The sequence below is a fragment of the Actinophytocola sp. genome (assembly GCF_050699935.1).
In the GTDB taxonomy this organism is placed as follows: domain Bacteria; phylum Actinomycetota; class Actinomycetes; order Mycobacteriales; family Pseudonocardiaceae; genus Actinophytocola.
Genome location: NZ_JBOHGB010000107.1, coordinates 1 through 24,178, shown reverse-complemented (window position 1 = coordinate 24,178; position 24,178 = coordinate 1). Strand labels below are relative to the sequence as shown.

Sequence of the window (24,178 nt, the reverse complement as noted above, 5' to 3'; positions counted from 1 at the left end):
CCAATTCCGCACCCGCGACAACCGCTGGAACTACTACACCGGCCTCACCGACCCCCACAGCACCCACGGCTTCGAACTCATCGACTCCTCCGGCCCCAGCAAGCTCTACAAAATCACCGGCTGCGACCGGACCGTGACCCGGCCGGCTGAGTGAGGTGAGCTCGCCGCCGTTCGAGCAACGCGGTCAGGCCGAGGACGCCCGCGAGCGGCAGCAGCACGAGACCCGGCAGCTGGTAGCGCCACGAGAACTCGAACGCGGCCGACGCCAGCAGGATGGTCAGCGCCATACCCGCGGTGAGTAGCGCGGCCGAGCGGATTCCACTGCGCCGCGCCCGGCCGAGCCCGAACCCGGCGAGCAGCGCGACGATGCCGAAGATCCCCAGCAGCGTGCCCGGCGTGTAGCCGACGGAGAGCTGATAGGTGCGGAGGAACAGGCCGAGCGACGGCACATCGGACGGAGCGCGGCCGCTGAACCGTTCCGTGTACTCGGTGCTGGTCTGAGGGTGGTTGTAGTACTGGTAGCCCTCGGTGAAGTGCCACCGCAGCACGGTCACGTCACCGGGTGCGTCCTCCCGGACCGGCCGGAACCCCTTCAGGAAGTCCTCGGTGATGCCGCCGAGGACGTTCAGCGGCTGCTGGCGCACCACGGCCCAGGCGAACGACCGCTGCACCTCCCGGATGTCGGTGCCCGGTGGGAAGCTGTCTCGCCATTTCGCATCCGCCCCGCGATGGGCATATCGGTCCGGGTGCCGCTGACTGCGTGGCTCCTTGGGGCAGGCGTTGCGGAGCAGCGGGCTCAGCTCGAGCGTGTCGCAGTCGGCGACGACGGCGGCGCGGCCGTAGAGCACGTTTCCGGTGGTGTGGCTCAGCCCGACTTGTCCGGTCGACACGGTGAAGTACGCGCCGTAGGAGACGACGACGACCGCGAACCCCGCCAGGAAGGCCAGCGACCGCGCGGCGATGATCCGCCAGTTCTCCCGCCACGCACGCCACGCACCGCCCGCGATGACGAGGTAGCACAGCGCGGGGATCACCAGCGCGCCCACGATCAGCTTGAAGACCAGCGCCACGCCAAGCAGCAACCCACCCAACGCCGCTCGCCGCGGGCTGGGTGCCCCCCGGCCGATCAGCACCCACAGCAGGGCGACCAGCAACACCTGCTGCCACGCATCGGCCATGATCATCTGCTCGATCTGGAGCTCGTAGGCATCCAGCAGCAGTGGCGCGGCGGCGAGGGCGGCCAGCCACCTGCGTACCCCGAGGCGCAGGGCCAGCGCGTAGCTCGCCACCGCCGCCGCCAGCACCGCCACGTGCTGGATCGCCGTGACCAGCTCCAGGCCGCCCACCGCCAGCACGGGCCCGAGCACGAACAGGCTGTACCCGATGGGGTGCAGGCCATTCGGGGGGTACTCGCCGACGTAGTCCAGGTAGCGGAACGAGTCGCCGAACAGCAGCGCCGGCTGGTAGGCCACCCAGGCGAGCACCCGCAACACGGTGCCGGCCACCAGCAGCGTGATGATCAGCCAGTGACGGAGAAGCCCGGCGCGCAGCGCGGCTGCGCGCCGGGCCTGCGGTGCAGCGGATCCGTCTAGGCGTTGCTCGTCCTGGTCCACCGCACTCCGGGATGTAGCTTGTCCACATCGACTCGATGCTTGTTGGCTTCGACGATGTCGAACATCGACTCGATCAAGGTATCGGACAGCAGGTGCGGTTTCAGACCCAGCCTCTCCAGACCCGTGTGCACGACGTTGTAGTAGTGCTCCGGGGCCTCGACGCGGGGGTTCTCCAGGTGTTCGATCCGCACCGAGCCGGGGTATTGCTTGGCGACGGTGTCGGCGATGTCGCGCACCGACATGCTCTCGGTCATCTGGTTGAACACCCGGAACTCACCGGCCTCCGCGGGGCTCTCCACGGCCAGCCGGATGCACTCGACGGTGTCCCGGATGTCGATCATGCCCCTGGTCTGCCCGCCGGTCCCGTAGATCGTCAGCGGCTGGCCGAGCACCGCCTGGATGATGAACCTGTTCAGCACGGTGCCGAAGACGCCGTCGTAGTCGAGCCGGGTGGCGAGCCGGTCGTCCTGCGCGGTTTGCGGAGTCTGCTGGCCGTACACGACGCCCTGGTTGAGGTCGGTCGCCCGCAGACCCCAGATCCGGCAGGCGAACTCGATGTTGTGTGAGTCGTGCACCTTCGACAGGTGGTAGAACGAGCCGGGCCGCTTGGGGTACAGCACCCGGTCGGTGCGTCCCTTGTGCTCGATCTCGAGCCAGCCCTCCTCGATGTCGATGTTGGGGGTGCCGTACTCACCCATGGTGCCGAGCTTGACCAGATGGATCTCCGGGTCGATCTCGGCGATGGCGTACAGCAGGTTCAGATTGCCGATGACGTTGTTGTGCTGGGTGTAGACGGCGTGCGCCCGATCGATCATCGAATACGGTGCCGCCCGCTGTTCGGCGTAGTGCACTACGGCATCCGGACGAAACTTGCGCAGCGTTTCGTAGACGAAGTCAGCGTCGAGCAGGTCGCCGACGTAGGACCCGATTCGTTGGCCGGACACCTCCTGCCATGCGGCGATGCGCATGTCCAGGTCCTCGATGGGAACCAGGCTCTGCACGCCCAGCTCCTTGTCGTAGTCCCGTCTCGTGAAGTTGTCGACGATCGCTGTCTCGTGGCCGCGGTCCGATAGATGCAGGGCCGTCGGCCAACCCAGGTAACCGTCTCCACCGAGGACTAGGACTCGCACGAGCGCTCGCTTTCTGTTGATCTCCGTGTGAGCGGGTGACGCCCACCTGAGCTACCTTGGCACGGCATGGTAGGACACTGTTAACCGGTAACGGAGCCGCCATCAGTCGCACACACGGGCAGGAGATCTCGAGTGACCAGTTCCGGCGCATTCGCCGACGCCACCGGCCGGACGCTGGAAGGCGCCAGTCACCAACCGAGATACCGCCGCTACCAGTTCGACCTGATCTCCCCGCACTGCGGCCGCTCGGTGCTCGAGGTCGGCGCCGGACTGGGTGAGTTCGCCACGCAGTTCCGCTCCCTGCGGCGCCTGGTGCTCACCGACGTCGACCCCGGCGCCGTCGAGATGATGAGCCGCACGTTCGCCGACCGGCCCGAAGTGGAGGTCCGCCAGTTCGACGTCGGCGCGAAGCTGGAGCTGGGCGAGCCGGTCGAGTCGGTGGTCGCGATCAACGTGCTCGAGCACATCGACGACGACGCGGGTGCGCTGCGGTCGCTGGCCGGCCTCATCGAGCCGGGTGGCAGCATCGTGGCATGGGTACCCGGCTACCAGCAGCTCTACGGCGAGTTCGACCGCAAGGTCGGGCATGTCCGGCGCTACACCCCGGCCACGCTGGCCGACGCCGTCCGGCGCGCCGAGCTCGACCTCGAGCTGGTCAAGCCGGTGAACCTGCTGGGCGGCATCGCGTGGTGGCTGGCCGTGCGCAAGGGTGGCGCGGGCACGCCGAACCCCAAGCTCGTCAGCGTGTACGACCGGTTCGTCGTGCCGGTGACTCGAGCCATCGAACGCGTGGTGCGGCCGCCGTTCGGCCAGTCCGTACTGTGTGTGGCACGCAAACCGCTGCACGCAGACGACTGACGGGGGCCGAGACGGGATGACCAACGTGCTGACGCCGAGCCCCGAGCGCAGGCAGCGGGCCAAGCTCTGGGGCCGGTACACGGCGGCGTCGGTCATCGCCGGCGTGATCAGCGAGCTCGTCTTCCTCCTCGCCTACTGGTTCGAGGCGGCGCCGGTCGTCGCCAGCGTGGTCGCGTTCGTGGCCGGGGCCGTGCCGAACTACCTGATGAACCGGCGCTGGGCCTGGCGGCGGACCGGCAGGCCGCACCCGGTCCGCGAGACACTGCCCTACGCCGTGATCATCGTCAGCACGGCGCTGGTCGCGATCCTGGCCACCACGCTTGCCGACCGATGGGTGGTCGCGCACGTCGACTCGCACGAACTGCAGGTCTTCCTGGTCGGCGCGGCGTTCCTGGGTACCTACGGCGTCATGTTCGTGCTGAAGTTCGTGCTGTTCGACCGGCTCTTTGCCGGCCGGCCAGCACGTACTCCCGGACCCACGTCCCCAGCATGACCCGGGCGTAGTTCCGCCCGTACACCAGGCTCCGACCCTTCTTGGTCACCCCGGCATCGCGCAGCCGCATCGTCATCGGCACCTCGAGCACCCGGGCGCCCCGGACCAGCACCCCGAGCAGCAGCTCCGAGGACTGGTACTGCGGTTCGGTCAACGTCACCGTGCGGGCCAGTTCGGCACGCATGCCGCGGAAGCCGAAGGACGTGTCGGTGATCTTGCGCAGGGTCAGCACGGACGCCAGCAGCGCGAACACCCGCACGCCCAGCCAGCGCACCCGGTCGGCCGCCTCCTCGCGCCCCAGCCGCCGCGAGCCGGTCACGAAGTCGGCCCGGTCGTCGAGCAGCGGTCGCAGCAGCGACTCCATCTCGTCGCTGTCGTACTGCCCGTCGGCGTCGGTGGTCACGACGTAGCTCGCACCGCACTCGGCCGCCAGCCTGTACCCGAGCCGCAGGGCCGCCCCCTGGCCACGGTTGCGGGCCGCCACGCAGCTGTACACGCCGCTCTCGACCGCGACCCGCGCGGTGTCGTCCGTCGCGCCGTCGACGACGACCAGCACGTCGACCGGCAGGTCGCAGCACTCCTTCGGCATGTCCGCGAGCACCGGGCCAAGGCTCGACTCCTCGTTGTACGCGGCGATCACCACGACCACCGGCGCCAGCTCGGGATGCGAGCACCGCGCATGGAACTCCCGGACCGCGTCCGCGTCGACGTCGTCCGGAAAAGGCGCCAGCCGTAAGTTCACGACGCCCCCTCGAAGGCTCGGTGCCGCTCGCGGTCGCCCTGTGTTGAACGGTTCGCTCCGCAAGCTCCGCTCACAACAGCCCCTCCTCCTGCTCGAGGAAGTACCGCCACGTGGTCGCCAGTCCCTCCGCCAGCGGGATCGACGAGCGGTGGCCGATGGTCTCGGCACTGCGCGAGACGTCGACCACGACCGCGGGCATCTCGCCGCCCGGGGCGGGCACGTGCTCCTCGGGCAGTGGTCGACCGGTCACCCGGCGCACCGTCGCGATCATCTCGAGCACCGAGACCGAGTGACCGGAGCCGATGATCGCCCGGCCGGTGTAGCCGCTGTCCCACGCTCGCAGCGTGCCGGCGACCACGTCGTCCACGTGTACCAGGTCGCGCCGCTGCTCGCCGTCGCCGTACACGCGCACGCCGTCGCCGGACAGCACGGCACGCATCATCCTCGCCACGAAGCTGTCCTTGTGCGCCATCCCCGGCCCGTAGACGTTGGTGAACCGCAAGGCGCAGGTCGTCATCCCGTAGGCCCCCGCGTAGCCGGACAGCAACATCTCGCAGGCGGCCTTGGTCGCGCCGTACGGGGTGAGCGGGCGCAGCGGCAGGTCCTCGGTGATCGTGGCCGCACCGATGTCACCGACGACGGCGTTCGTCGATGCCAACAGGAAGCGGTCCACGCCCCGCGCCCTGGCCAGCTCGAGCAGCTCCTGGGTGACGGCGACGTTGTCGGCGTACGTCTCCGAGGGGTGCTCGACCGACTGCAGCACGGAGGTTCGCGCGGCCAGGTGGACGATGCCCACGGTGCCGGGGGCCACCGCGGCGTCGCGAATCCCCGGGTCGTTCAGGTCGCCCTTGAGATAGGTGACCCCGTCGATCTCGTCCACCGGCGGTTCCCGGTCGGCGACGGTGACGGCCATGGCTCTTCGCCGGAACGCGCCGACAACCGCGCGGCCGATGAAGCCGCTGCCACCCGTCACCAGAACTCGTTCGGGCTCCCAGCTGGTCTGTGTAGCCACGGTGGGCAAACGTACCCGCTGCACTGAGGGCACCCGCGTTCGGGACCGGCCAAGATCGGTGTCGCCGCCCCGATCGGTGACGCGGAGCAACCTGATGATCGCCCGACGTCGAGGACCACCCTGGCACGCGGTCAGCGCCGGCAGCCGCGCTCACCGGCTGAGAGCGACGATGACGGTCCGGGCGAGGGCGAGCGCGTCGTGGACGCCGTTGTCGGTGCCCTTCTCGAAGTCGTCGCCCGCGGTGGCCATCGTGTTGGTGATGTGGGCCAGGCACACGACGTCTCGGCTTCGTGCGGTGGCGTAGGCGTAGAGCGCGGCGGCTTCCATCTCCACGCAGGTGATGCCCTCGGCTTCCGCGGCGGCGACCGCGGCGGCGGTCTCGCGGTAGGGGGCATCGGTGGTCCACGCGGTACCGGTCAGCACCGGTTCGGGGAGGTTGTCGAACGCGCCGTGGAGTCGGGTACGCAGCTTGTCGTCGAGGTGGCTCCATCGTGCCGGCGGCTGGTAGTGGGTGCTGGTTCCCTCGTCGCGCAGCGCCCGGTCGATGAGCACGAAGCACGGGAGCCGGTCGATCGGGGAGATCTGGCCGGCGGAGGTGATGCTGATGACGAGGTCGGCGCCGGAGGCGGCGAGTTGTTCGGCGACCAGCACGGCGAACGGTGCGCCGACGGCCATGCCCACGACGCCGATCTCGATGCCGTCGAGCTCGACGGTCCACATCTCGGTGTGGTAGCAGGCCCATCCGGGGTGGCGGCGGCCTCGGCCGCTGGCGGCGAGGTGCCGCACGATGTCGCCGTCGGGGTCGAGCAGCCCGACCGAAGGGACGGGAACATCGGGAAGGTCGTTCTGGCGGCGGGCCTCACGCAGCAGGTTCGCGGGTTCGAACAGCGACGGGGCGGCGTAGTCCTTGCCTGCCAACAAAGGAAGGTCGTCAGCGGCCACGGCCGGTGCCCTCCGTCAAGCTCTCCGTCACGCTCCTTGGCACGTCCACCCGGCTCACACCCGGACCAGCACCTGGTCCAACGACTTCCGCACCAGATCCGGCACCGTCGCGTCCTCGGCGGGATAGCCGACCGGGATCACCGCGAACGCCTTCTCGTTCCGCGGCCGCCCCAGGATCTCGCCCAGGAATAGCAGTGCTTGTGCTTGGCCCCGGTCTCCTCGTCCAGGTAGTACCTCTGCCCGAACACCACGATCAGGTAAGGCGCATCGGTCAGCTGCGGCTTGTGCTCGTCGGTGCCCAACTGCCGCAGTGCCGTCAACCACTCCTCCCCGAGCCGCCCGTCGTAGGACTTGCGCTCCTCCGCCTCGGCGGCCTCCCGAACTCGTGCCCGTATTCCCTGGTCCGTCACCGGCACGAACCTCCACGGCCGCCGGTGCGCACCCGACGGCGCGGTGGACGCCGCCGCGATCGCGTCCACCACCAGTCGTTCATCCACCGGTTCGGACGCGAACACCCGCACTGTTCGCCGCTGCGCCATCCGCTCCCGCAACCACGCGGACGTCCGCACGGCCTCCTCGACCGGCACTCGCGGCGGCCGGTACTCGCCGCCCAGCATCGGGTTCGACACCTCCATGACCGCCACTCTGCCCGAATCCCGCTCGCGACGATGCGGCGACTCTTCGGACTCGACCACGCGGCCCTCCCCCGGGTTCGTCGGGATCGCCGGATTCAGCGGGGACGTCTCATGGGCAGGTGGTAGCCACGACGCAGCGCCAGGTCGACGACGCGTTGCGGCAGCACCGCTTTCAGGTAGGGAACCCAGACGCCGTCCCAGCCGGCGCCATACCGTGCCCGAGGTGCGGACACGGACGCGACCTTCCCGATCACCGCCGCGGCCTTTCGAGGGTCCGCACCACGTCGAAGGGCGTCGCGGAGCGTGCGGTGGGCGCTTTCGCGTGGGCCGTCGTAGTCGCTGATCGTGGCCTCGGTGACCGAGCCGGCGCGCAACACCCCGGTCGCGAACGCCCCGGGCTCGACCAGGGACACCGCGATACCCAGGTGCCACACCTCGTGGCGCAACGCCTCGGTGTAACGCGCGAGCGCGGCCTTGGAGGCGGCGTAGAAGCCCTCGCCAGGCTCACCGACCCACGCGGCCAGCGACCCGACGTTGATGATGCGCCCCCGCCGGCGCTCCCGCATGCCGGGCAGCACGGCGTGGGTGACCCGCACGGTGCCGAAGAAGTTCGCGTCCATGACCGCCGCCGCGTCCGCGTCGCTGGTCTCCTCGACGAAACCCTCCTGCATCACCCCAGCGTTGTTGACCAGCACATCCAACTGGCCGGCACGGGCGAGTACCTCGTCGACGCAGCGCCGGACGGACTCCGCGGAACGCACGTCCAACCGGAGCATCTCCACCCCGCCCTCGTCCGGGTGCTGCCCGCGGGAGGTGGCGAACACCCGGGCGCCCCGCTCGGCGAACAGCCGGGCCGTTGCCTGACCGATCCCCGACGACCCGCCCGTGACCAGTACGGTCCGTGCCACCAGCGGCTGCGCCGGTGTGGTTGCGGCCATGGCCCGCGTCCCTCCTGTCGGGCTGTCACGCCAACAAGCCAGTGTGCCGCGACCGCATACCGTGCCGTCGGGTTGTCCGATTGTCACTCGGAGGAGTCGCTTGACGCGCTAGCGTAGTCAGTGATGGAACCGGGTGACCTGCTCGCCGGGCGGTACCGGCTCACCTCGCTCATCGGTCGCGGCGCGATGGGCGTGGTGTGGTGCGCCCACGACGAGCGGCTCGACCGGGTGGTGGCGGTCAAGGAGCTGCTCGTCGACACGTCGCCGTACCACACGAAGCCCGAGGAGGCCACGGCGCGCGTCATGCGCGAGGGGCGGATCGCGGGCCGGCTTCGGCATCCGAACGCGATCACCGTCCACGACGTGGTCGAGCACGACGGGCGGCCCTGGCTGGTCATGGAGTACTTGCCGGCGGTGAGCCTGGGCACGGTGATCGGCGCGCGCGGGGCGCTGCCGCCGGAGGACGTGACGGCGATCGGGGTACAGGTCGCCGCCGCCCTGGCCGAGGCCCACGCGGCCGGCATCGTGCACCGCGACGTCAAGCCGGACAACGTGCTCATCACGGAGGACGGCACCGCGAAGCTCACCGACTTCGGCCTCGCCCGCGCGGCGGGCGACGCGACGGTGACCGCCTCCGGGTTCGTCGCCGGCACACCCGCGTACCTCGCCCCGGAGGTCGCCGCGGGCCAGGACGCGGACTTCCGCTCGGACGTGTTCTCCTTCGGCGCCACGCTCTACGACGCGCTCGAGGGTTCGCCGCCGTTCGGCGTGGACGACAACACGATCGCGATGCTGCACACGGTGGCGGCGGGCGTGGTCCGGCCGTCGCGGCGGGCCGGCCCGCTCTCCGGGCTGCTGATGTGGTTGCTGCGCCCCGACCCGGCCGACCGGCCGTCGATGCGCGACGTGCACGACGCGCTGACCGCGGCCGTCGACGGCAGGCCGCTGCCGGAGTACCACCCGCCGGAACCCGCACCACCCGCGGAACTCGTACAGCCCATACAGTCGGCGCGGCGCGTGTCGCACCGGACCGCCGTGGCCGGGGTGGCCGCCACCGCCCTGGTGGCCGCCGGGGTCGCGCTGGGCCTGCTGATCGGGGACCCGGTGTCCACCGGCGCGCCCGCCGCGCCACCGGTGTCGACCAGCACGACCGCGACCACCACGACCCCGACCACATCGGCGCCGCCGACCACCTCGAGCGTGCCCACCGCGTCCACCGCGCCACCCGCGCCGACCACACCCACCGAGCCCGCGCCGCTCGTCCCGGCGTGCGTGGCGAGCTACGAGATCACGAACTCCTGGCCGGACGGCTACCAGGCGGCGGTGACGGTCCGCAACAACGGCTCCCGGCCGCTCATCGGGTGGACCGTCCGCTGGACGATGCCGAACGGCCACGAGATCAACAACCTGTGGGACGGTGTGCTCTCCACGGACCGTGCCACGGACGGCACCGCGATACGGGTCGCCAACGTGGAGTCGAACAAGACGGTCCCGGCCGGCGGCTCGGCCACCTTCGGCCTGGTCGTCGTGGCCCCCCGAGGCGAACGCGACGAGCCGGCGCTCACCTGCGAACCCGGTTAGCACACCCGAAAGGCCACCGGCGGAGGTCACTAGGATGACCGCGTGGCGCAGACCGCGGGAGTGATCAACCGGGAAGGCCGCGGCAACGACGCGGAGTTCAGGGCGCTGCTCGCCGCTTCGCCGCCCGCGGTGCGAGAGCTGGCCAGCGCCGTCCGGGATCTCGTCTACGACGTGCTTCCACAGACGGTCGAGGTGGTGTGGCCGCGTCAGCGCTCGGTGGGGTGGGGTACCGGTCCCAGGAAGTTCACCGAGCAGTTCGCCTACCTGATGCCGTTCAAGGGCCACGTCACGCTCGGCTTCTACCGTGGTGGTGAGCTGCCCGACCCGGAGGGTCTGCTGCCGGCGTCGGGCGGCAGGCAGGTGTCCGGGACGCTCAGCATGCGCAGCATCAAGATCTCCCACCCCGACGAGGTCGGCCGCCCCGCGCTGCGGGCGCTCGTCGAAGCGGCTACCCGCACCGGAATCCCCGGTCCGGACGACATCGGGTGACACCCGGTCGATCCGACATTCTCCGAAATCAGAACCTGGCCGCACATTCTCCGACAATGAATTTGATCGACCGAGAAGCACCGCGGGCCAATTCGACCAACATTTAGCTCGGCCTCGAGTTGGTGCCCTGATTCGCCTGGTGCCCGGCCTGCTCGTGGCGATGTGCGTGGTCACGGTGTGGTTCGGCATGCGGAAGAACGCCAAGGCACGGCGGGTCCGTCCCCGCCGAAGCGAGCTGATCACCCCGCCAGCAGGTTGCCTCGCCGACCGGGCAATCGACCGGGCACTCCACCGAGTACGACGTCGACGAACGCGTTCAGCGAGGTCGCCCTCGGCACCTCGGAGTCCGGGCAGACCTCGTGTGGGTCGTACAGGAACGCGTGCGCGCAACCGGCTCGGACGGCGCCGCGGACGTCGGTGAGCACGTCCCCGAGAAACGCGCATCGCGACAGTGGCACGCCGATGAGCGTGGCGGCGTGCCGGTAGATCGCCGGATTCGGCTTGTCCCACGGAACACGACCGGAGTCGACGACGACATCAACCAGGTGGGCGAGCCCTGCCCGGGCGAGTCGGACGTCGACGTGTCCGTCTGACTGGCTGACCAGGCCGACCGGCACCTTGACCTCACGTAGCCGAGACATGGCATCGGCCGCATCCGGATTGACCTCGCTCCACACCCGGCTGGTGAGCGCCGGGTCCTCGAGTATCCGCTGATGCACGGCCCACCCGACCGACTCGTCCACCCGCAACGCCTGGGACCAGTGCCGTGCCCAGGACCGCACGTCAGTCAGCACGAGCCCGGCCCGATCCGCGTCCCGATCGGCGAGCGCGAACGCCCGTGCGGCGTGTCCCGACCTGACGAACGTATGGGCGGTTTCGCGGAAGATGTCCTGCACGGCCGCCGCGGACGGTCCGATGAGGACCGCACCCACGTCGAACAGCACAGCCTCGATCGTCCTGGCGGGTTCGTCCCTCATTAGCCGGCTCTCCGTATCTGTCTCAGCGATGCCGTGCCGAATGGCCACGCGCTGACAACACACTCGAGCCCGTTCCTCGCACATGGCTCAACAACGGCTCGAGCCGACAGCCAGTCGCCGCCCCACCACTTGACCAACCGAGCTGATCCAGCTACGAAGCGGAAACCGGGACGGGCGGACGGGTCGTAGCGGGCCGGGGTGCGGTCACTCCGATGCGGGTCGTGGTCGCGGCATCCCGTTCCGGCCGGCGACTCGGGCCAGGAGGGTGTCGACACGCTCGATGTTGCGGTCGTCGGCAGCGGCCAGCGCGATCTTTCTCGCGTTCGCGGCGGGCGTCTCCGGAGGCACCACGAGAAGCGTGACCCGGCGACCGCGGGAGTCGGCGACGTCGATCGTGTTGGCGCCCTGGTAGTGGAAGCCGCCGAGCGTGACCCGGGTGGCACCGACCTCGAGCCGGCGAGCCACCGGCTGCCATTCGTCGAGGTTGTAGGCCATCCGCTCGATGGCACCGAGCCGAGTTGCCAGCGCCGCGAACAACACCGGCAACTCGGCGGCCAGATCCCGTGAACGGGGCCACCAGGCCCCGTCGACATGTCCCGGGTCCCCCGTGGCGGGCGCCGCCGGCTTCAGGTGCACGCGCGGCGGCTGCTCTGCCGAATCGGCATCGGAGGTGACTGCGGGATCATGCGGGACCGACGTCATGTCGGGACTCCCTCCCCGATCGAGACGTCGACCGGACGGGCTCGCCGAGGACGAAACCGGCCTGAGTGCCGGCATACGAGTTGCCGTCGACGACACGAGCCTACACCGCGAGATCACCGCGAAATCGCCCGCGACGAGCCGCCAACCTGCCCGCATGTCAGGGGCAGCGGATCGGGTGGTCGCTGGCGCGACCCGGGCTGGTCGCGTAGCGTGCTCGGTGGGGCCCTCACCGTCGCCAACCAGTTCACGACGCCCACCGCCCCGAACAGGCCAGGTCACGGGGCAGTTGTAGGCGCAGTCGCGAGGCCGCCGATCGCCCCCCGTCAGCCTCCTCCCCAGTCTCACCGAGCCGGACCCGTGGGAACCCATTCCCACACCGGCTCCACACCCCAACTACCAGCTCCGAGGAGTACCTCTCAATGACACCAACGACTCAGACCGATTCACCGGAGGCCGCGGCCACGCCGATGATCTTCAGTCACGTCGCGATCGACGAGCCCGCGACACGCGCGACCTCCAGCGAACGAGCGAACCGAGCGCACCCTGTCCGCTTCGCCGCGCCGACCAACCGGCCGCGACGGTGACCGCGACGCTGCCGGGCAGCGAGTACGCGGCGCTGTCCCGCGAGGTGCGTGACGCCGGGCTGCTGCGGCGCAGGTACGGCTACTACGCGCTCAAGATCACCATCAACCTGCTGGCCTTCGCCGGCGCCTGGGTCGGCTTCGCGTTCCTGGGAGACACTTGGTGGCAGCTGTTCATCGCCGCCGCACTGGCCATCGTGTTCGCGCAGCTGGCCTTCATCGGGCACGACGCCGGGCACCGGCAGATCTTCCGCACGCGCCGACCCAACGACGCGGTCGGCACGATGCACGGCGGCCTGGTCGGCATGAGCTACCAATGGTGGATCCACGGGCACACCCGCCACCACGCCAACCCCAACCACGAGGAGCACGACCCCGACCTCAACAACGTCGCGCTCGCGTTCACCAGCACCCAGGCGCGCCTGCGGACCGGACTCCGGCGCTGGATGGCCAAGCACCAGGCCGCCCTGTTCTTCCCACTGCTCACGCTGGAAGGCCTGAACCTGCACGTCTCCGGCGTCCGCGCCGTGCTCCGCGGCGAGACGAAGGCGCGACGCGTCGAGGGCGCGCTGCTGACGGCTCACCTCGCCGGCTACCTCGTGACGGTGTTCCTCGTCCTCTCCCCCGGCCTGGCGTTCGTGTTCATCGCCGTGCACCAAGCCCTCTGGGGCGTCTACATGGGATGCTCGTTCGCGCCCAACCACAAGGGCATGCCCACCATGACCGGCACGTCGGTCGACTTCCTCCGCAGGCAGGTGCTGACCGCCCGCAACATCCGCGGCGGACGGTTCACCGACTTCCTCCTCGGCGGCCTGAACTACCAGATCGAGCACCACCTGTTCCCCAGCATGCCGCGCCCACATCTGCGCCACGCGCAGCCCATCGTGCAACGCTTCTGCGCCGCGCACGGAATCCCCTACAGCGAGACCAGTCTCCTGCGGTCCTACCGCCACGTACTGGAGCACCTCCACGACCTGGGTGCGCCACTGCGGGCCGCGGACCGCGCTCGTCCACCTGTTCCCGCTTGACGGTTCGCGAACACCTCGAAGGTGCTCCGTCGTGGGGCAGGCCTTATCTTGCCCGGGTGCTCTCCTTCACCCAGGTCGACGTGTTCACCGACGAGCTCCTGTCCGGCAATCCGGTCGCGGTGGTGCACGGCGCCGACGAACTGACCACCGAGCAGATGGCCGCGTTCGCCCGCTGGACGAATCTCAGCGAGACCACGTTCCTGCTCTCCCCCACCGACCCGGCCGCGGACTACCGGCTGCGGATCTTCACCACGGCCCGCGAGCTGCCGTTCGCCGGGCATCCGACGATCGGGTCCGCCCGCGCGTGGCTCGCGGCCGGCGCGACGCCGAAGACGCAAGGGCGGCTGGTCCAGGAATGCGGTGCGGGCCTGGTGTCCTTGCGCCGCAACGGGAACCGGCTCGCCTTCGCCGCGCCTCCGCTGCTGCGTGGCGGTCCCGTCGAGCCGGAGACTGTCGACGCGGTCGCCGCCGCGCTCGGGGTCGCACCGGGCGAGATCGTCGACGCCCAGTGGGCCGACAACGGGCCGGGTTGGGTGGCGGTGCTGCTCGCCGACGCGGATGCCGTGCTGAACCTGACACCCGACCCGACCGCGTTCGGCCGGTACACCGACGTCGGCGTGGTCGGCCCGTACCCACCGGGCGGCGACGTGGCCTTCGAGGTCCGCGCGTTCGTGGTCGACGACGGGTTCTTCGAGGACCCGGTGACCGGAAGCCTGAACGCCGCGATCGCGCAGTGGCTCATCCCCGCGGGAAGGGCGCCGTCCGCCTACACCGCCTCGCAGGGCACGAAGCTCCGGCGCCGCGGCCGCGTCCACGTCGAGCGGGCCGGCGACGACATCTGGATCGGCGGCGACACCGTCGTCGGCATCACCGGAACCGTGGCCCTCTGAGCCGCCTCGGCGGTCTAGCGCTGATCGGCGAGCTCGGCGAAGGTGCGGATGGTGGCCGCACGGCTCTCGCCGGGCCGGACGAACGGCACGATCGACACCTGGTCGACGCCCGACTTCGCCAGCCCGGCGAGCCGGTCGCGGCACTGGTCCGGCGAGCCGGCGAGCGCGAACAGGTCGACCAGGGCGTCCGGCACGATGTCCGCGTGGCCTGCCTCGGTGTCCATGTGGTGGTAGTAGTCGTAGCTGTCCCGGATCCGGTCGATGGCCGCCCGCAGCGACGGGTCTACCTCGGCGGGTAGGGGCCGGATGCACACCCTGGCGACATGCGCCCTGGCCAGGTCGCGGGCCCGCACCGGGTCCTCGTCGATGGCGGTCGGGGTCCACAGCACGATGTGCAGGTCCGCCAGCCGGCGGCCGGACTCCCGCGCGCCCTGTTCGACGGTGTCCAGTGCCGCGGTGACGAACTCGGGGGCGGTGCCGACCAGAACGATGACGCCGTCGGCGATCCGGCCGGCCAACCGCAGGATCTTGGGCGCCGACGCGGCGATGTAGATCGGGACGTCGACCGGCTCGGTGAGGTAGCTGAGGTGGAACTCGGCTCCGCTGTCGGCTTCCCGCACCGGCTCGCCCCGCAGCAGTGTGCGCAGCTCGGCGACCGCGCGCTCCAGTTGTGCCAGCGTGAGCGGTTTGCGGCCCATGGTGCGCAGCGACGAGTCTCCGGTGCCGATGCCGAGGGCGACCCGGCCGCCGGTGAACTCGGCGAGGCTCGCCCAGGTGGAGGCCAGCAGCGACCGGTGCCGGGTGACCGCATTGGTCACGCCGGTGCCCAGCACCACCCGCTCGGTGCCGACCGCGGCCGCGCCCATGGTGATCGAGGACTCCCGCCAGATGTTCTGCGAGTCGCCGAACCAGACGTTGTCGTAGCCGAGGCTCTCGGCGAGCAGCGTGTAGTCCCGGATGACCCCCACCGGCTCGGTGGGAAAGAGCCCGACGCCTTTGCTGAACACCACGCCTCCTATGTATCCTGGGTAATATATACAATCTACGTAATTTCACCCTGGAAGGGAAGTGCGCATGGCCGAGGCACCCGATGCGCAACGGGCCCTGTTCGACCTGGACACGCTGCTCACCGATGACGAGCGGGCGGTGCGCGACACGGTCCGCCGGTTCGCCACCGACAAGGTGCTCCCCCACGTGCCGGACTGGTTCGAGCAGGGCGTCCTGCCGGGTGAGCTGGCTGCGGAGTGCGGGTCGATGGGCCTGTTCGGCATGCACCTGCGCGGCTACGGCTGCGCGGGGATGACCGCGGTCGAGTACGGCCTCGCCTGCCTCGAGCTGGAGGCCGTGGACAGCGGGCTGCGCAGCCTCGTCTCGGTCCAGGGTTCGCTGGCGATGACCGCGATCCACAAGTTCGGCTCCGAGGAGCAGAAGCAGCACTGGCTGCCCGGAATGGCCGCCGGCGAGGCGATCGGCTGCTTCGGGCTCACCGAGCCGGACCACGGCAGCGACCCGGCCGGCATGCGCACCAGGGCCACCGCGTCGGGCGGTGACTGGGTGCTCAACGGCACGAAGATGTGGATCACGAACGGGGGCATCGCCGACGTGGCAGTGGTGTGGGCCCGCACCGACGAGGGCATCCGTGGCTTCCTGGTGCCGCGCGGCACGCCCGGGTTCACCGTCCACGACGTGACCAAGAAGCTGTCCCTGCGCGCGTCGGTCACCTCCGAGCTGGTGCTCGACGACTGCCGCGTGCCCGCGGCCAACCTCCTGCCCGGCGTCACCGGCCTGCGCGGGCCACTGAGCTGCCTGAACGAGGCCCGCTACGGCATCCTGTGGGGTGCGCTGGGCGCGGCTCGGTCGTGTTTCGACGCCGCCCGGGAGTACGCGCTGACCCGCGAGCAGTTCGGCCGGCCGATCGCGGGATTCCAGCTCACCCAGCGCAAGCTGGTGAACATGCACCTGGAGCTGACCAAGGGGCTGCTGCTGGCGCTGCACCTCGGCCGGCTCAAGGACGCCGGGAGGCTCACCCCGCAGCAGGTCAGCCTGGGCAAGCTGAACAACGTGCGGGAGGCGCTCAAGATCGCCAGGGAGGCCCGGGGCATCCTGGGCGCCAACGGGATCACCCTGGAGTACCCGGTGATCCGGCACATGAACAACCTCGAGTCGGTGCTCACCTACGAGGGCACCGACGAGATCCAGACGCTCATCGTCGGCCAGGCGCTGACGGGCCTGGCCGCGTACGGCTGAGCCGACCGGGTGGCCGTCAGGCCGGCGGCGCCTCCGCGATCCGCAGCCAGGCCAGGATCTCCTCCGTGTGCTCGCCGAGCCCCGGCGGCCGTCGGGTACTGGCCGGGCTGACCCCGTCGAGCCGGAACGGGCTGGCCACCTGCGGCACCGTCCCCTCGCCGTCGCCCACCTCCCGAACCGGACGTAGCCCGAGCCGATCCGCCAGGGCGAACGCCTCGTCGACGCCGTTCACCGGTCCGGCCGGGATGCCGGCGTCGCGCAGCCGGCCCAGCACCTCCTCGGCCGCCAACGGCCGGATCGCGCGGTCCAGCTCGGTGATCAGCCGCTCGTGGTTGGCCACCCGCGCCGAGTTGGTGCGGAACCGGTCGTCGGCGGCCAGGTCCGGGCGGTCGAGCGCCGCGCACAGCGCCGCGAACTGGGCGTCCGTGCCGACGCCCAGCGCGATCGGCCGGTCGGCGGCGTGCAGCAGCTCGTACGGCACGATGCTCGGGTGCGCGTTGCCGAGCGCGACCGGCGGCTGCCCGGTGCACAGGTACGCGGACGCCTGGTTGACCAGGCTGCTCAGCAGCGACGACAGCAGGTTGATCTCGACATGGGCGCCGCGCCCCGTCTGCTCGCGGCGGCGCAGCGCGGCCAGCACGCCGATCGTCGCGTGCAGCCCGGCCAGCACGTCGACCAGCGCGACGCCGACCTTCATCGGCTCGCCGCCGGGCTCGCCGGTGATGCTCATCAGGCCGCCGACCGCCTGCACGATGAAGTCGTAGCCCGGCAGGTCCCGGCCGCGGCCGCTGCCGAAACCGGAGAGCGAGCAGTACACCAGCCTCGGGTTCACTCCGGCCAGCTCGTCGTGGCCGAGCCCGAACTCGTCCATGGTGCCGGGCCGGAAGTTCTCCACCAGTACGTCCGCGCGGGCGGCCAGCGCCCGTGCCGCCGCCCGGCCCCGTTCGGTCGCCAGGTCGAGCACCGCGCTGCGCTTGCCGCGGTTCACGGCCAGGAAGTACGTGCTGTCCCCGCCGTGGTACGGCGGACCCCAGGCTCGGGTGTCGTCGCCGTGGCCGGGCCGCTCGATCTTGATCACCTCGGCACCGAGGTCGGCCAGCATCATCGTGGCGAGCGGGCCGGACAGGACCCTGGAGAAGTCGACGACGACCACACCGGCGAGGGGGTCGGTCATTCGAACCACCGGGGCGAGGTGGTGCGCGGCGGGCTCAGCGCGGCGTGCGTGACCACCAGGCGCGGCTGGCCGGAGCCGAGCGCCTCGCGGAGCGCCTTCTCCAGCTCGGTGCCGACCCCGTCGACCTCGCTGACCTCGATGTCGAACGCGCCGCCGAGGGCCGGCCAAGCCGGGCTGTTCAGCTCGACGCCGCGGATCGGGTCCCCGGCCACCTCCTGGTCGTAGCGCAGCATGCCGTAGCCGCCGTCGTCGACGACCAGCACGGTCGCCGGCATCCGGTACTGGGCCAGCGTGGCCAGCTCGCCGGCGGCGAACAGGAAGCCGCCGTCGCCGCAGACGGTGAGCACGGGGTGCCCGGCCGCGGCCGGGCCGACCGACGCCGGCAGCGCGTAGCCCAGGGTGCCCCAGCCGACCGGGTACTGCAGCCCTCGGGGCCGGCCGGCGCGGCCGTATCCGCCGTACCAGTAGCCGGGCACGGCCATGTCGCACACGACCACCGTGTCGTCGGTGATCGCCGCCTCGACCGAGCGCAGGAAGGCAACCGCGGCCGTGGTGCGTGCGTCGGCGCCGAGGCGCGCCCAGACCGCCTCGCGCACCGCTCGCAGGGACTGAGCCGACCTCTGCTCCCGGCCCGGTATCCGGTCGAGCAGTGCGGCGAGAGTGTCCCTGGCGTCGCCCAGCACGCTCAGGTCCGGCCGGTAGTTCTTGGCCAGCTCCTCGGCCGCGCAGTTGATCACGGCGAGCTCGGCCGGCATCGGCATCCGCCAGTTGCGGGTCATCATGCCGTCGAACCCGGTACCCACCGCCAGCATCAGGTCGGCGCCGGCGATCAGCTCGGCCACCTCCGGCTCGTGCGGCGGCAGCCCGACCGCGCACGGGTGGTCACCGAGCACGCCGCGCGCGGCGTAGGTCGTGATCACCGGGGCGTCCAGCCGTTCGGCGAGCCGGGCCAGCTCGAGCTCCGCCCCGGACTGCAACACGCCACCACCGGCCCAGATCACCACCCGGTCGCGGTCGGCGAGCAGTCGGGCCAGCCGTTCCACGTCCGCGGTATCAGCCCGCACCCGCACCCGCTCCCGCGACACCGGCAGCGGCACCGGCGGCGGCGCGGGCCGCGACAGCACATCTGTCGGCACGTCCAGGTACACCGGTCCACGCGGCCAGGCCAGCGCGACGCCGATCGCCTCGCTCAGTGCCTCGACGGCAGCCTCGGCGGTGCGCGGCCGGAACACGGCCTTGGCCAGTGGCTCGAACAGTCCCGCCTGGTCGCGCGACTCGTGCAGCACCCCGCGCACCTCACCGGGCCGGGCCAAGGTACTGGGGATCTCGCTGGCCACCAGCACCACCGGCGACCCGCAGGCGGCGGCCTCGCCGAACGCCCCGACCGCGTTGGCCGCACCGGGGCCGGTGGTCACCAGCGCCACGCCGAGACCGCCGGTGGCCCGGGCCAGGCCGTCCGCGGCGTAGACGGTGGTCTGCTCGTGCCGCACGCCGACGATCTCCGGCAGGCCGGGCGCCCAGTCCCGCCAGAACGCGAGGTTGTGCACTCCGGGCAGACCGAACACCCGGGTGAGACCGAGCCCGCCGAACGCCTCCAGATACCGCCGCGCGACTGTGCCGCCGGTTCGGCCGGTTCCGCCGGTTCCGCCGTTTTCCGCACTGGTGCCCAATGGTCCCCCTGCCGGTGTCAGCTCGCACGCAGGTACACGGTCGTCGTGTGGGTGTAGAAGTCGCGAGCGGCCCGCCCCTGTTCCTTGGGACCGTAGCCGCTGTCCTTCACCCCACCGAACGGCACGTGCGGGTCCGCGCCGGCGGTCTCGGAGTTCACGTGCAGCACCCCGACCTTGAACTCCGACATGGCCCGCAGCACGAAATCGAGGTCGTTGGTGAACACCGCCCCGGACAGGCCGAACGCGCTGTCGTTGGCCAGCCGCAGCGCCTCGTCCCGGCCGGCGGCGCGGACCACGCTGAGCACCGGGCCGAACACCTCGTCGCGCCATACCGCGAGCCGCGGATCGGCCAGCCGCAGCACGGTGGGCGGCACGAAGTAGCCCTCGGCACGCTCCGTATCCGCATACGGCGTGCGACCGGTGAGCACCTCGGCACCGCCGGCCACCGCGCCTTCGACGGCCGTCAGAATCTCGCCCCGCGCGTCCGCCGACGCCGCTGGGCCCAGGTCCACGTCGGGCCGAAGACCGTCGCCGACCCGCAGACCGGCGGCCAGCCGGCAGACCCGGTCGAGCAGCGCGTCCTCGACCGCGGCGTCGACCACCAGCCGGGAGGTCGCGGTGCACTTCTGCCCGGTGGAGCGCATCGCGCCCGCGATCACCTCCGCCGCGGCGTGGTCGAGGTCGGCGTCGGCCAGGACCACGGCGGCGTTCTTGCCGCCCAACTCGGCCTGCACGGGTTTGCGCAGCCGCGCGCAGGTCTGCATCAGCCGGGTGCCCACCTCGGTGGAACCGGTGAAGCTGAGTGCCGCCACACCGGGATGCTCGACCAGTCGGGTGCCCAGTGCGCCGGGCCCGAGCAGCAGGGACAGCACGCCGTCCGGGAGGCCGGCCTCGGTGAGTGTCTCGGCCAGCCGCATGGCCAGCAGCGGGACCAGGCTGGCCGGTTTCCACACCACGGCGTTGCCGTGCACCAGGGCCGGGGCGATCTTCCAGGCCGGGATGGCCGCCGGGAAGTTCCACGGGGTGATCACCGCGACCACGCCGAGCGGCCGGCGCACCACCATGATCGACTCGCCCCGCCGGGGCGAGGAGTAGATCTCGCCGGCCTCCCGGTCGGCCTCGCCGGCGTTGAACCGGAAGATCTCTGCGGCCCGCCGAACTTCGCCGACCCCCTCGGCGAGGGTCTTGCCCTCCTCGCGGGTGAGCTCCGATCCGTACTCCTCGGCCCGTGCGTCCAGCAGCCGGGCCGCGGCACCCAACACCTCGGCCCGCTCGTGCATGGCCGCCAGCCGCCACTCGGCCGCCGCGACAGCCGCGGCCCGGACCGCCTCGTCGAGGTCGGGCTCGGTGGCGACGGCCAGGTCGGCGACCACCTCGCCGGGCCGCGCCGGGTTGCGCGACTCGGACCGCGGCCCGGTGCCGTCACGCCAGCGGCCGGCGATCAGCTGCCGCACCCGGACCGTCATACGCGCTCCTCAGCCAACGGGGATCTTTCCTTCCAGTTGTATCACGTATACATTCTTCATTCGCCAGGGTCAAGCGAAGGGAGCGCCATGCCGAACCAGTCGTCGGTGACGTTGGTGACCAATGTCGGCACGCTGGTCACCGGGGAGCTGACCAGTCCGCCGCTGCACGACACCTCGGTGCTGATCGAGGACGGCACGGTGGTCGCGATCGGCGAGGACCACCGCCGTCCGGACGTCGTGGTCGACGCGAACGGGCAGACGGTGATCCCGGGTCTGGTCGACGGGCACGTGCACCCGACGGTCGGCGAGTGGACCCCGGCCCAGAACTCCACCGGCTGGGTCCGCAACTACCTGCACGGCGGCACCACCACGATGGTGTCGGCCGGCGAGCTGCACGTGCCCGGGCTGCCGTTCGACGACCTGTCGCCCGAGCTGGTGCTCGGCTTGGCCACGCTGTCCCGCCAGACCATCGGCGCGTACCGGCCGTCGGGGGTCAAGGTGGACGCCGGGACGCTGCTGCTCGTGCCGGGCCTGCGGGCGAACGACTTCGACCGCATGGCCGAGGCCGGCATCCGGCAGCTGAAGTTCATCTTCTACGACTGGTCCCGGCTGGACGACGGCGAGGCCGCCGAGTACGTGGCGTGGGCGCACGAGCGCGGCATGGTGGTGAAGCTGCACTCCGGGGGCGTGTCGCGGTCGGGGTCGAGTCGGGTCGCCGGGTACGACGTGGTGACCGCCGTGCGACCGGACGTGGTCGCGCACATCTCCGGTGGGCCGATCCCGATGCCCGACGAGGAGATCCGCGGCGTGCTCGACGACCTGCCGCAGGCCGCTGTCGAGGTCTGCAGCTCGATGAACTACCGCGCCACCAAGGTGACCGTCGACCACCTGGTCGCCACCGGCGCGGTGGACCGGCTGACGCTGGGCACCGACACACCCGGCGGCACCGGCGTCATCCCCCGCGGGATGCTGCGCAACATCTGCTACCTGGCCGGCATGTGCGGGCTGGCGCCGGAGGTCGCGGTGGCCGCGGCGACCGGAAACGTGGCCCGCTGGCACGGAAATCCGGCCGGCGTGCTCGCCCCGGGCCGTCCGGCGGACCTGGTCGTGCTCGGTCCCATCCAGGGCTCCTCGGCGCGCGACGGGCTGGAGTCGTTCGCCCTTGGCGACCTGCCCGGGATCTCGGTCGTGCTCGTCGACGGCGCGCCGTTGGTGGCCGGGCGTGGCGAGCAGACCCCACCGGCCCGCACCCCCGCCACAGTCCGCCGCGGCTAGTGGATCATCGCGTGAGATCTGTGCCGCCAACAGAACCACCTGAGCAACGAGACCTCAGGGGAACGTGACGCAACCAGCCACAATCAACCGAACAACCGCACCGTCCGCCGGAACGCAACCAACACTTTAAATTCCGGGGAGGCGGGCTAGCCAGCCGAGGATGGTGCCGCGGTGCTGCTCCAGCAGGGTGAGCAGGGCGTCCGGGTCCCTGGCCCGGGCCGCGGCGAGGATCGGCCGGTGCGCGGCGCTGGCACTGCGCAGGCCCGGGCGGGTGCGCAGGTAGCGGGACCGGTAGAGGTCCGAAGCGTCCCACGCCTGGCCGAGAATCCGGGTCAGGCTCGGCATGCACGCGGACTCGTATAGCGCGAAATGAAACTTGCGGTGCGCCTCGCCCCACGAAGCCAGGTCGCCGGCCTGCTCGTGGTCGTGCATCTCGGCGAGCGCGGCGTTCATCACCGCCAGCGCCGACCTCGTGATCTTGGCCGCGCCGACCCGCACCGCCTCGTCCTCCAGGATTTCCCGGAGCCGCTGCAGTTCCAGCAGTTCGTCCTCGGTCAGCCGGGTGACCTGGTAGCCGCGGTAGGCCGTGTAGCTGACCAGTCCCTCGCTCTCCACCAGACGCAGCGCGTCGCGCACCGGGATCCGGCTGACCCCGTACTCGGCGGCCAACTCGTCCGGGAAGATCTGTGTGCCCGGCGGCATCTCCCCCGCCAGGATCGCCCTTCGGATCTCGACGAAGACAGCCTCCTGCGCGGTCGGTGGGCGCTTGCTGTTCGCCGCTGCCATCGAGCCTCCTGACGACGGTTCGTCCGATCCCGGTCATTTTCGGGTACGACCGGGGCGGGCGGTACGGCGGTACCGACACGAACCTCGGTGCCGGGCCGTCATGGCCGACGCCACCGCGCGTAACAAACCCCGGCGCCGAAGCCGGCCAGAGCGGTCAGCGCCAGCCTGACCCGGCGCACGGCGAGCGCGCCCTTGGCCAGTGCCGGCATGAACGACAGGGCCGCGAGCGCTTCGGATTCGGCCGCGGCCGGCGCGCCGGACAGGCGCCGGTCCAGGTTCTGGGTGAGCTGTTGGATCATCCGCTCGGTGACCAGGCCGGCCGCACCGTGCCCGAGCTGGGCGATCCGACCGGACATCTCGACGGTGGTGTCCACCCGGATCTCCGTGGCCGCCGGGCTCACCGCGACCGCGACGCCGTCGATCAGCACCCGGATGTGGCCCTGCGTACCGCCTCCGGCCGCGGTCAGCGACACCGTCCGGCCGGCCCGGTCGACCTTCGTCAGCTCGGCCGTCCCGGCGAACGCGGCCCGGATGCTGCCCAGCCGGACCGTCAGGTTCCCGTGGTGCACCCCGCCGTCGATCGAGGTGACGGCCGCGCCGGGCAGGCACTCGGCGACGACGGTGAGATCGGTCAGCGCCGTCCACACTGGATCGATGGGATGGTCGACCCGGAAGACCTGTTTCAGTCGCACCGCTCACCTCCGCCAGCGTCGCCGCGCCGCGACGCCGGCCAGCGCGGCGGCCACGAACACCGCGACGTGGGCGAGTACCTCGGCGGCCACCGCACTCGCCCGGGCGGCCGGAGCCGGCCGGTCGGCCGGTGCCGGGGTCAGCTCCGGTGGTTCGACAAGCTCCCCGACGTCCAGCCCGGTCGTGACCGCGTCCGCCCCCGGCAGCGTCGCCGCGCCCTCGGCCCACACGGCCAGCACCGCGTCGACGATGCCCTGGT

22 protein-coding genes and 2 pseudogenes are annotated in these 24,178 nt (G+C 71.2%); 8 read left to right on the top strand and 16 right to left on the bottom strand.

The window, feature by feature from the left end:
- Positions 1 to 113: 113 nt before the first annotated feature.
- Positions 114 to 1,613 (bottom strand): hypothetical protein, encoded by a 1,500-nt coding sequence (locus tag ACRDTB_RS27190; protein WP_431434817.1) that lies wholly within the window; start codon positions 1,611 to 1,613, stop codon positions 114 to 116.
- On the bottom strand, positions 1,589 to 2,743 hold the full coding sequence (locus ACRDTB_RS27185; protein ID WP_431434815.1) for an NAD-dependent epimerase/dehydratase family protein: 1,155 nt from the start codon (positions 2,741 to 2,743) through the stop codon (positions 1,589 to 1,591). The genes ACRDTB_RS27190 and ACRDTB_RS27185 overlap by 25 nt, the downstream gene beginning before the upstream one ends.
- 132 nt (positions 2,744 to 2,875) lie before the next feature.
- Between ACRDTB_RS27185 and ACRDTB_RS27180 the strand changes: the two genes are divergently transcribed.
- Positions 2,876 to 3,601 carry a class I SAM-dependent methyltransferase gene (locus ACRDTB_RS27180; protein ID WP_431434813.1) on the top strand — a complete coding sequence of 242 codons (726 nt, stop codon included), beginning with the start codon at positions 2,876 to 2,878 and terminating at the stop codon, positions 3,599 to 3,601.
- 16 nt (positions 3,602 to 3,617) lie between these two features.
- Entirely contained in the window at positions 3,618 to 4,094 is a 477-nt protein-coding gene (locus tag ACRDTB_RS27175) for a GtrA family protein (protein WP_431434811.1), read from the top strand.
- On the opposite strand, the pseudogene ACRDTB_RS27170 reads toward ACRDTB_RS27175, so the two are convergent.
- The 5 genes and pseudogenes from ACRDTB_RS27170 to ACRDTB_RS27150 form a co-directional block, all read right to left on the bottom strand.
- Positions 4,009 to 4,818: pseudogene (locus tag ACRDTB_RS27170) on the bottom strand (glycosyltransferase family 2 protein); the annotation flags it as partial. The gene ACRDTB_RS27175 and the pseudogene ACRDTB_RS27170 sit on opposite strands and share 86 nt — an antisense overlap.
- Positions 4,819 to 4,906: 88 nt before the next feature.
- Entirely contained in the window at positions 4,907 to 5,848 is a 942-nt protein-coding gene (locus ACRDTB_RS27165) for an NAD-dependent epimerase/dehydratase family protein (protein WP_431434809.1), read from the bottom strand.
- Between the two features lie 150 nt (positions 5,849 to 5,998).
- Positions 5,999 to 6,766, bottom strand: a complete 768-nt coding sequence (locus ACRDTB_RS27160; protein ID WP_431434808.1) for a nucleoside phosphorylase — start codon at positions 6,764 to 6,766, stop codon at positions 5,999 to 6,001.
- A 78-nt stretch (positions 6,767 to 6,844) separates the two neighbouring features.
- A pseudogene (locus ACRDTB_RS27155) lies at positions 6,845 to 7,425 on the bottom strand (nitroreductase family protein).
- 95 nt (positions 7,426 to 7,520) lie between these two features.
- Positions 7,521 to 8,363, bottom strand: coding sequence for an SDR family oxidoreductase (locus ACRDTB_RS27150; RefSeq protein ID WP_431434806.1), 843 nt, complete (start codon positions 8,361 to 8,363; stop codon positions 7,521 to 7,523).
- A 123-nt stretch (positions 8,364 to 8,486) separates the two neighbouring features.
- Between ACRDTB_RS27150 and ACRDTB_RS27145 the strand changes: the two genes are divergently transcribed.
- Positions 8,487 to 9,944 (top strand): serine/threonine-protein kinase, encoded by a 1,458-nt coding sequence (locus ACRDTB_RS27145; protein ID WP_431434805.1) that lies wholly within the window; start codon positions 8,487 to 8,489, stop codon positions 9,942 to 9,944.
- Positions 9,945 to 9,986: 42 nt separating this feature from the next.
- On the top strand, positions 9,987 to 10,433 hold the full coding sequence (locus ACRDTB_RS27140; protein ID WP_431434803.1) for a DUF1801 domain-containing protein: 447 nt from the start codon (positions 9,987 to 9,989) through the stop codon (positions 10,431 to 10,433).
- A gap of 239 nt (positions 10,434 to 10,672) precedes the next feature.
- On the opposite strand, the gene ACRDTB_RS27135 is transcribed toward ACRDTB_RS27140, so the two are convergent.
- Positions 10,673 to 11,410, bottom strand: a complete 738-nt coding sequence (locus ACRDTB_RS27135; protein WP_431434802.1) for an HAD family hydrolase — start codon at positions 11,408 to 11,410, stop codon at positions 10,673 to 10,675.
- Between the two features lie 204 nt (positions 11,411 to 11,614).
- Entirely contained in the window at positions 11,615 to 12,112 is a 498-nt protein-coding gene (locus tag ACRDTB_RS27130; RefSeq protein ID WP_431434800.1) for a DUF5994 family protein, read from the bottom strand.
- Positions 12,113 to 12,692: 580 nt separating this feature from the next.
- Between ACRDTB_RS27130 and ACRDTB_RS27125 the strand changes: the two genes are divergently transcribed.
- Together ACRDTB_RS27125 and ACRDTB_RS27120 are read left to right on the top strand one after the other, a co-directional pair.
- Positions 12,693 to 13,721: a fatty acid desaturase family protein gene (locus ACRDTB_RS27125; protein WP_431434799.1), complete on the top strand. Its 1,029-nt coding sequence runs from the start codon at positions 12,693 to 12,695 to the stop codon at positions 13,719 to 13,721.
- Positions 13,722 to 13,777: 56 nt separating this feature from the next.
- Complete coding sequence (locus tag ACRDTB_RS27120) at positions 13,778 to 14,611, top strand: PhzF family phenazine biosynthesis protein (protein ID WP_431434797.1); 834 nt, start codon at positions 13,778 to 13,780, stop codon at positions 14,609 to 14,611.
- A gap of 14 nt (positions 14,612 to 14,625) precedes the next feature.
- Here the strand turns inward: ACRDTB_RS27120 and ACRDTB_RS27115 are convergent, their stop codons facing one another.
- Positions 14,626 to 15,618: an LLM class flavin-dependent oxidoreductase gene (locus tag ACRDTB_RS27115; protein ID WP_431434796.1), complete on the bottom strand. Its 993-nt coding sequence runs from the start codon at positions 15,616 to 15,618 to the stop codon at positions 14,626 to 14,628.
- A gap of 67 nt (positions 15,619 to 15,685) precedes the next feature.
- Between ACRDTB_RS27115 and ACRDTB_RS27110 the strand changes: the two genes are divergently transcribed.
- Complete coding sequence (locus ACRDTB_RS27110) at positions 15,686 to 16,858, top strand: acyl-CoA dehydrogenase family protein (RefSeq protein ID WP_431434794.1); 1,173 nt, start codon at positions 15,686 to 15,688, stop codon at positions 16,856 to 16,858.
- Positions 16,859 to 16,874: 16 nt separating this feature from the next.
- Here ACRDTB_RS27110 and ACRDTB_RS27105 read toward each other — a convergent pair whose 3' ends face one another.
- The 3 genes from ACRDTB_RS27105 to ACRDTB_RS27095 are packed head-to-tail and all read right to left on the bottom strand — an operon-like array spanning position 16,875 to position 21,168.
- Positions 16,875 to 18,032 (bottom strand): CaiB/BaiF CoA transferase family protein, encoded by a 1,158-nt coding sequence (locus ACRDTB_RS27105; protein WP_431434792.1) that lies wholly within the window; start codon positions 18,030 to 18,032, stop codon positions 16,875 to 16,877.
- Positions 18,029 to 19,702 (bottom strand): thiamine pyrophosphate-binding protein, encoded by a 1,674-nt coding sequence (locus ACRDTB_RS27100; protein WP_431434790.1) that lies wholly within the window; start codon positions 19,700 to 19,702, stop codon positions 18,029 to 18,031. Before ACRDTB_RS27100 ends, ACRDTB_RS27105 begins: the two co-directional genes overlap by 4 nt.
- Before the next feature lie 17 nt (positions 19,703 to 19,719).
- Positions 19,720 to 21,168: an aldehyde dehydrogenase family protein gene (locus tag ACRDTB_RS27095; RefSeq protein ID WP_431434788.1), complete on the bottom strand. Its 1,449-nt coding sequence runs from the start codon at positions 21,166 to 21,168 to the stop codon at positions 19,720 to 19,722.
- Positions 21,169 to 21,255: 87 nt separating this feature from the next.
- Between ACRDTB_RS27095 and ACRDTB_RS27090 the strand changes: the two genes are divergently transcribed.
- Entirely contained in the window at positions 21,256 to 22,443 is a 1,188-nt protein-coding gene (locus ACRDTB_RS27090; RefSeq protein ID WP_431434786.1) for an amidohydrolase family protein, read from the top strand.
- A 126-nt stretch (positions 22,444 to 22,569) separates the two neighbouring features.
- Here ACRDTB_RS27090 and ACRDTB_RS27085 read toward each other — a convergent pair whose 3' ends face one another.
- From ACRDTB_RS27085 to ACRDTB_RS27075, 3 genes are all read right to left on the bottom strand, one after another.
- Positions 22,570 to 23,229, bottom strand: a complete 660-nt coding sequence (locus tag ACRDTB_RS27085) for a GntR family transcriptional regulator (RefSeq protein ID WP_431434784.1) — start codon at positions 23,227 to 23,229, stop codon at positions 22,570 to 22,572.
- 98 nt (positions 23,230 to 23,327) lie between these two features.
- Positions 23,328 to 23,921: an SRPBCC domain-containing protein gene (locus ACRDTB_RS27080; RefSeq protein ID WP_431434782.1), complete on the bottom strand. Its 594-nt coding sequence runs from the start codon at positions 23,919 to 23,921 to the stop codon at positions 23,328 to 23,330.
- Between the two features lie 3 nt (positions 23,922 to 23,924).
- Positions 23,925 to 24,178: hypothetical protein (locus ACRDTB_RS27075; RefSeq protein WP_431434781.1), on the bottom strand; the 254-nt coding region annotated here is incomplete at its 5' end.

Excerpts from the sequence above, each read along its gene's own strand:
- ACRDTB_RS27105 (WP_431434792.1), bottom strand. The coding sequence starts at position 18,032 with ATGACCGACCCCCTCGCCGGTGTGGTCGTCGTCGACTTCTCCAGGGTC.
- ACRDTB_RS27085 (WP_431434784.1), bottom strand. The coding sequence starts at position 23,229 with ATGGCAGCGGCGAACAGCAAGCGCCCACCGACCGCGCAGGAGGCTGTC.
- ACRDTB_RS27135 (WP_431434802.1), bottom strand. The coding sequence starts at position 11,410 with ATGAGGGACGAACCCGCCAGGACGATCGAGGCTGTGCTGTTCGACGTG.
- ACRDTB_RS27090 (WP_431434786.1), top strand. The coding sequence starts at position 21,256 with ATGCCGAACCAGTCGTCGGTGACGTTGGTGACCAATGTCGGCACGCTG.
- ACRDTB_RS27110 (WP_431434794.1), top strand. The coding sequence starts at position 15,686 with ATGGCCGAGGCACCCGATGCGCAACGGGCCCTGTTCGACCTGGACACG.
- ACRDTB_RS27150 (WP_431434806.1), bottom strand. The coding sequence starts at position 8,363 with ATGGCCGCAACCACACCGGCGCAGCCGCTGGTGGCACGGACCGTACTG.
- ACRDTB_RS27130 (WP_431434800.1), bottom strand. The coding sequence starts at position 12,112 with ATGACGTCGGTCCCGCATGATCCCGCAGTCACCTCCGATGCCGATTCG.
- ACRDTB_RS27175 (WP_431434811.1), top strand. The coding sequence starts at position 3,618 with ATGACCAACGTGCTGACGCCGAGCCCCGAGCGCAGGCAGCGGGCCAAG.
- ACRDTB_RS27095 (WP_431434788.1), bottom strand. The coding sequence starts at position 21,168 with ATGACGGTCCGGGTGCGGCAGCTGATCGCCGGCCGCTGGCGTGACGGC.
- ACRDTB_RS27145 (WP_431434805.1), top strand. The coding sequence starts at position 8,487 with ATGGAACCGGGTGACCTGCTCGCCGGGCGGTACCGGCTCACCTCGCTC.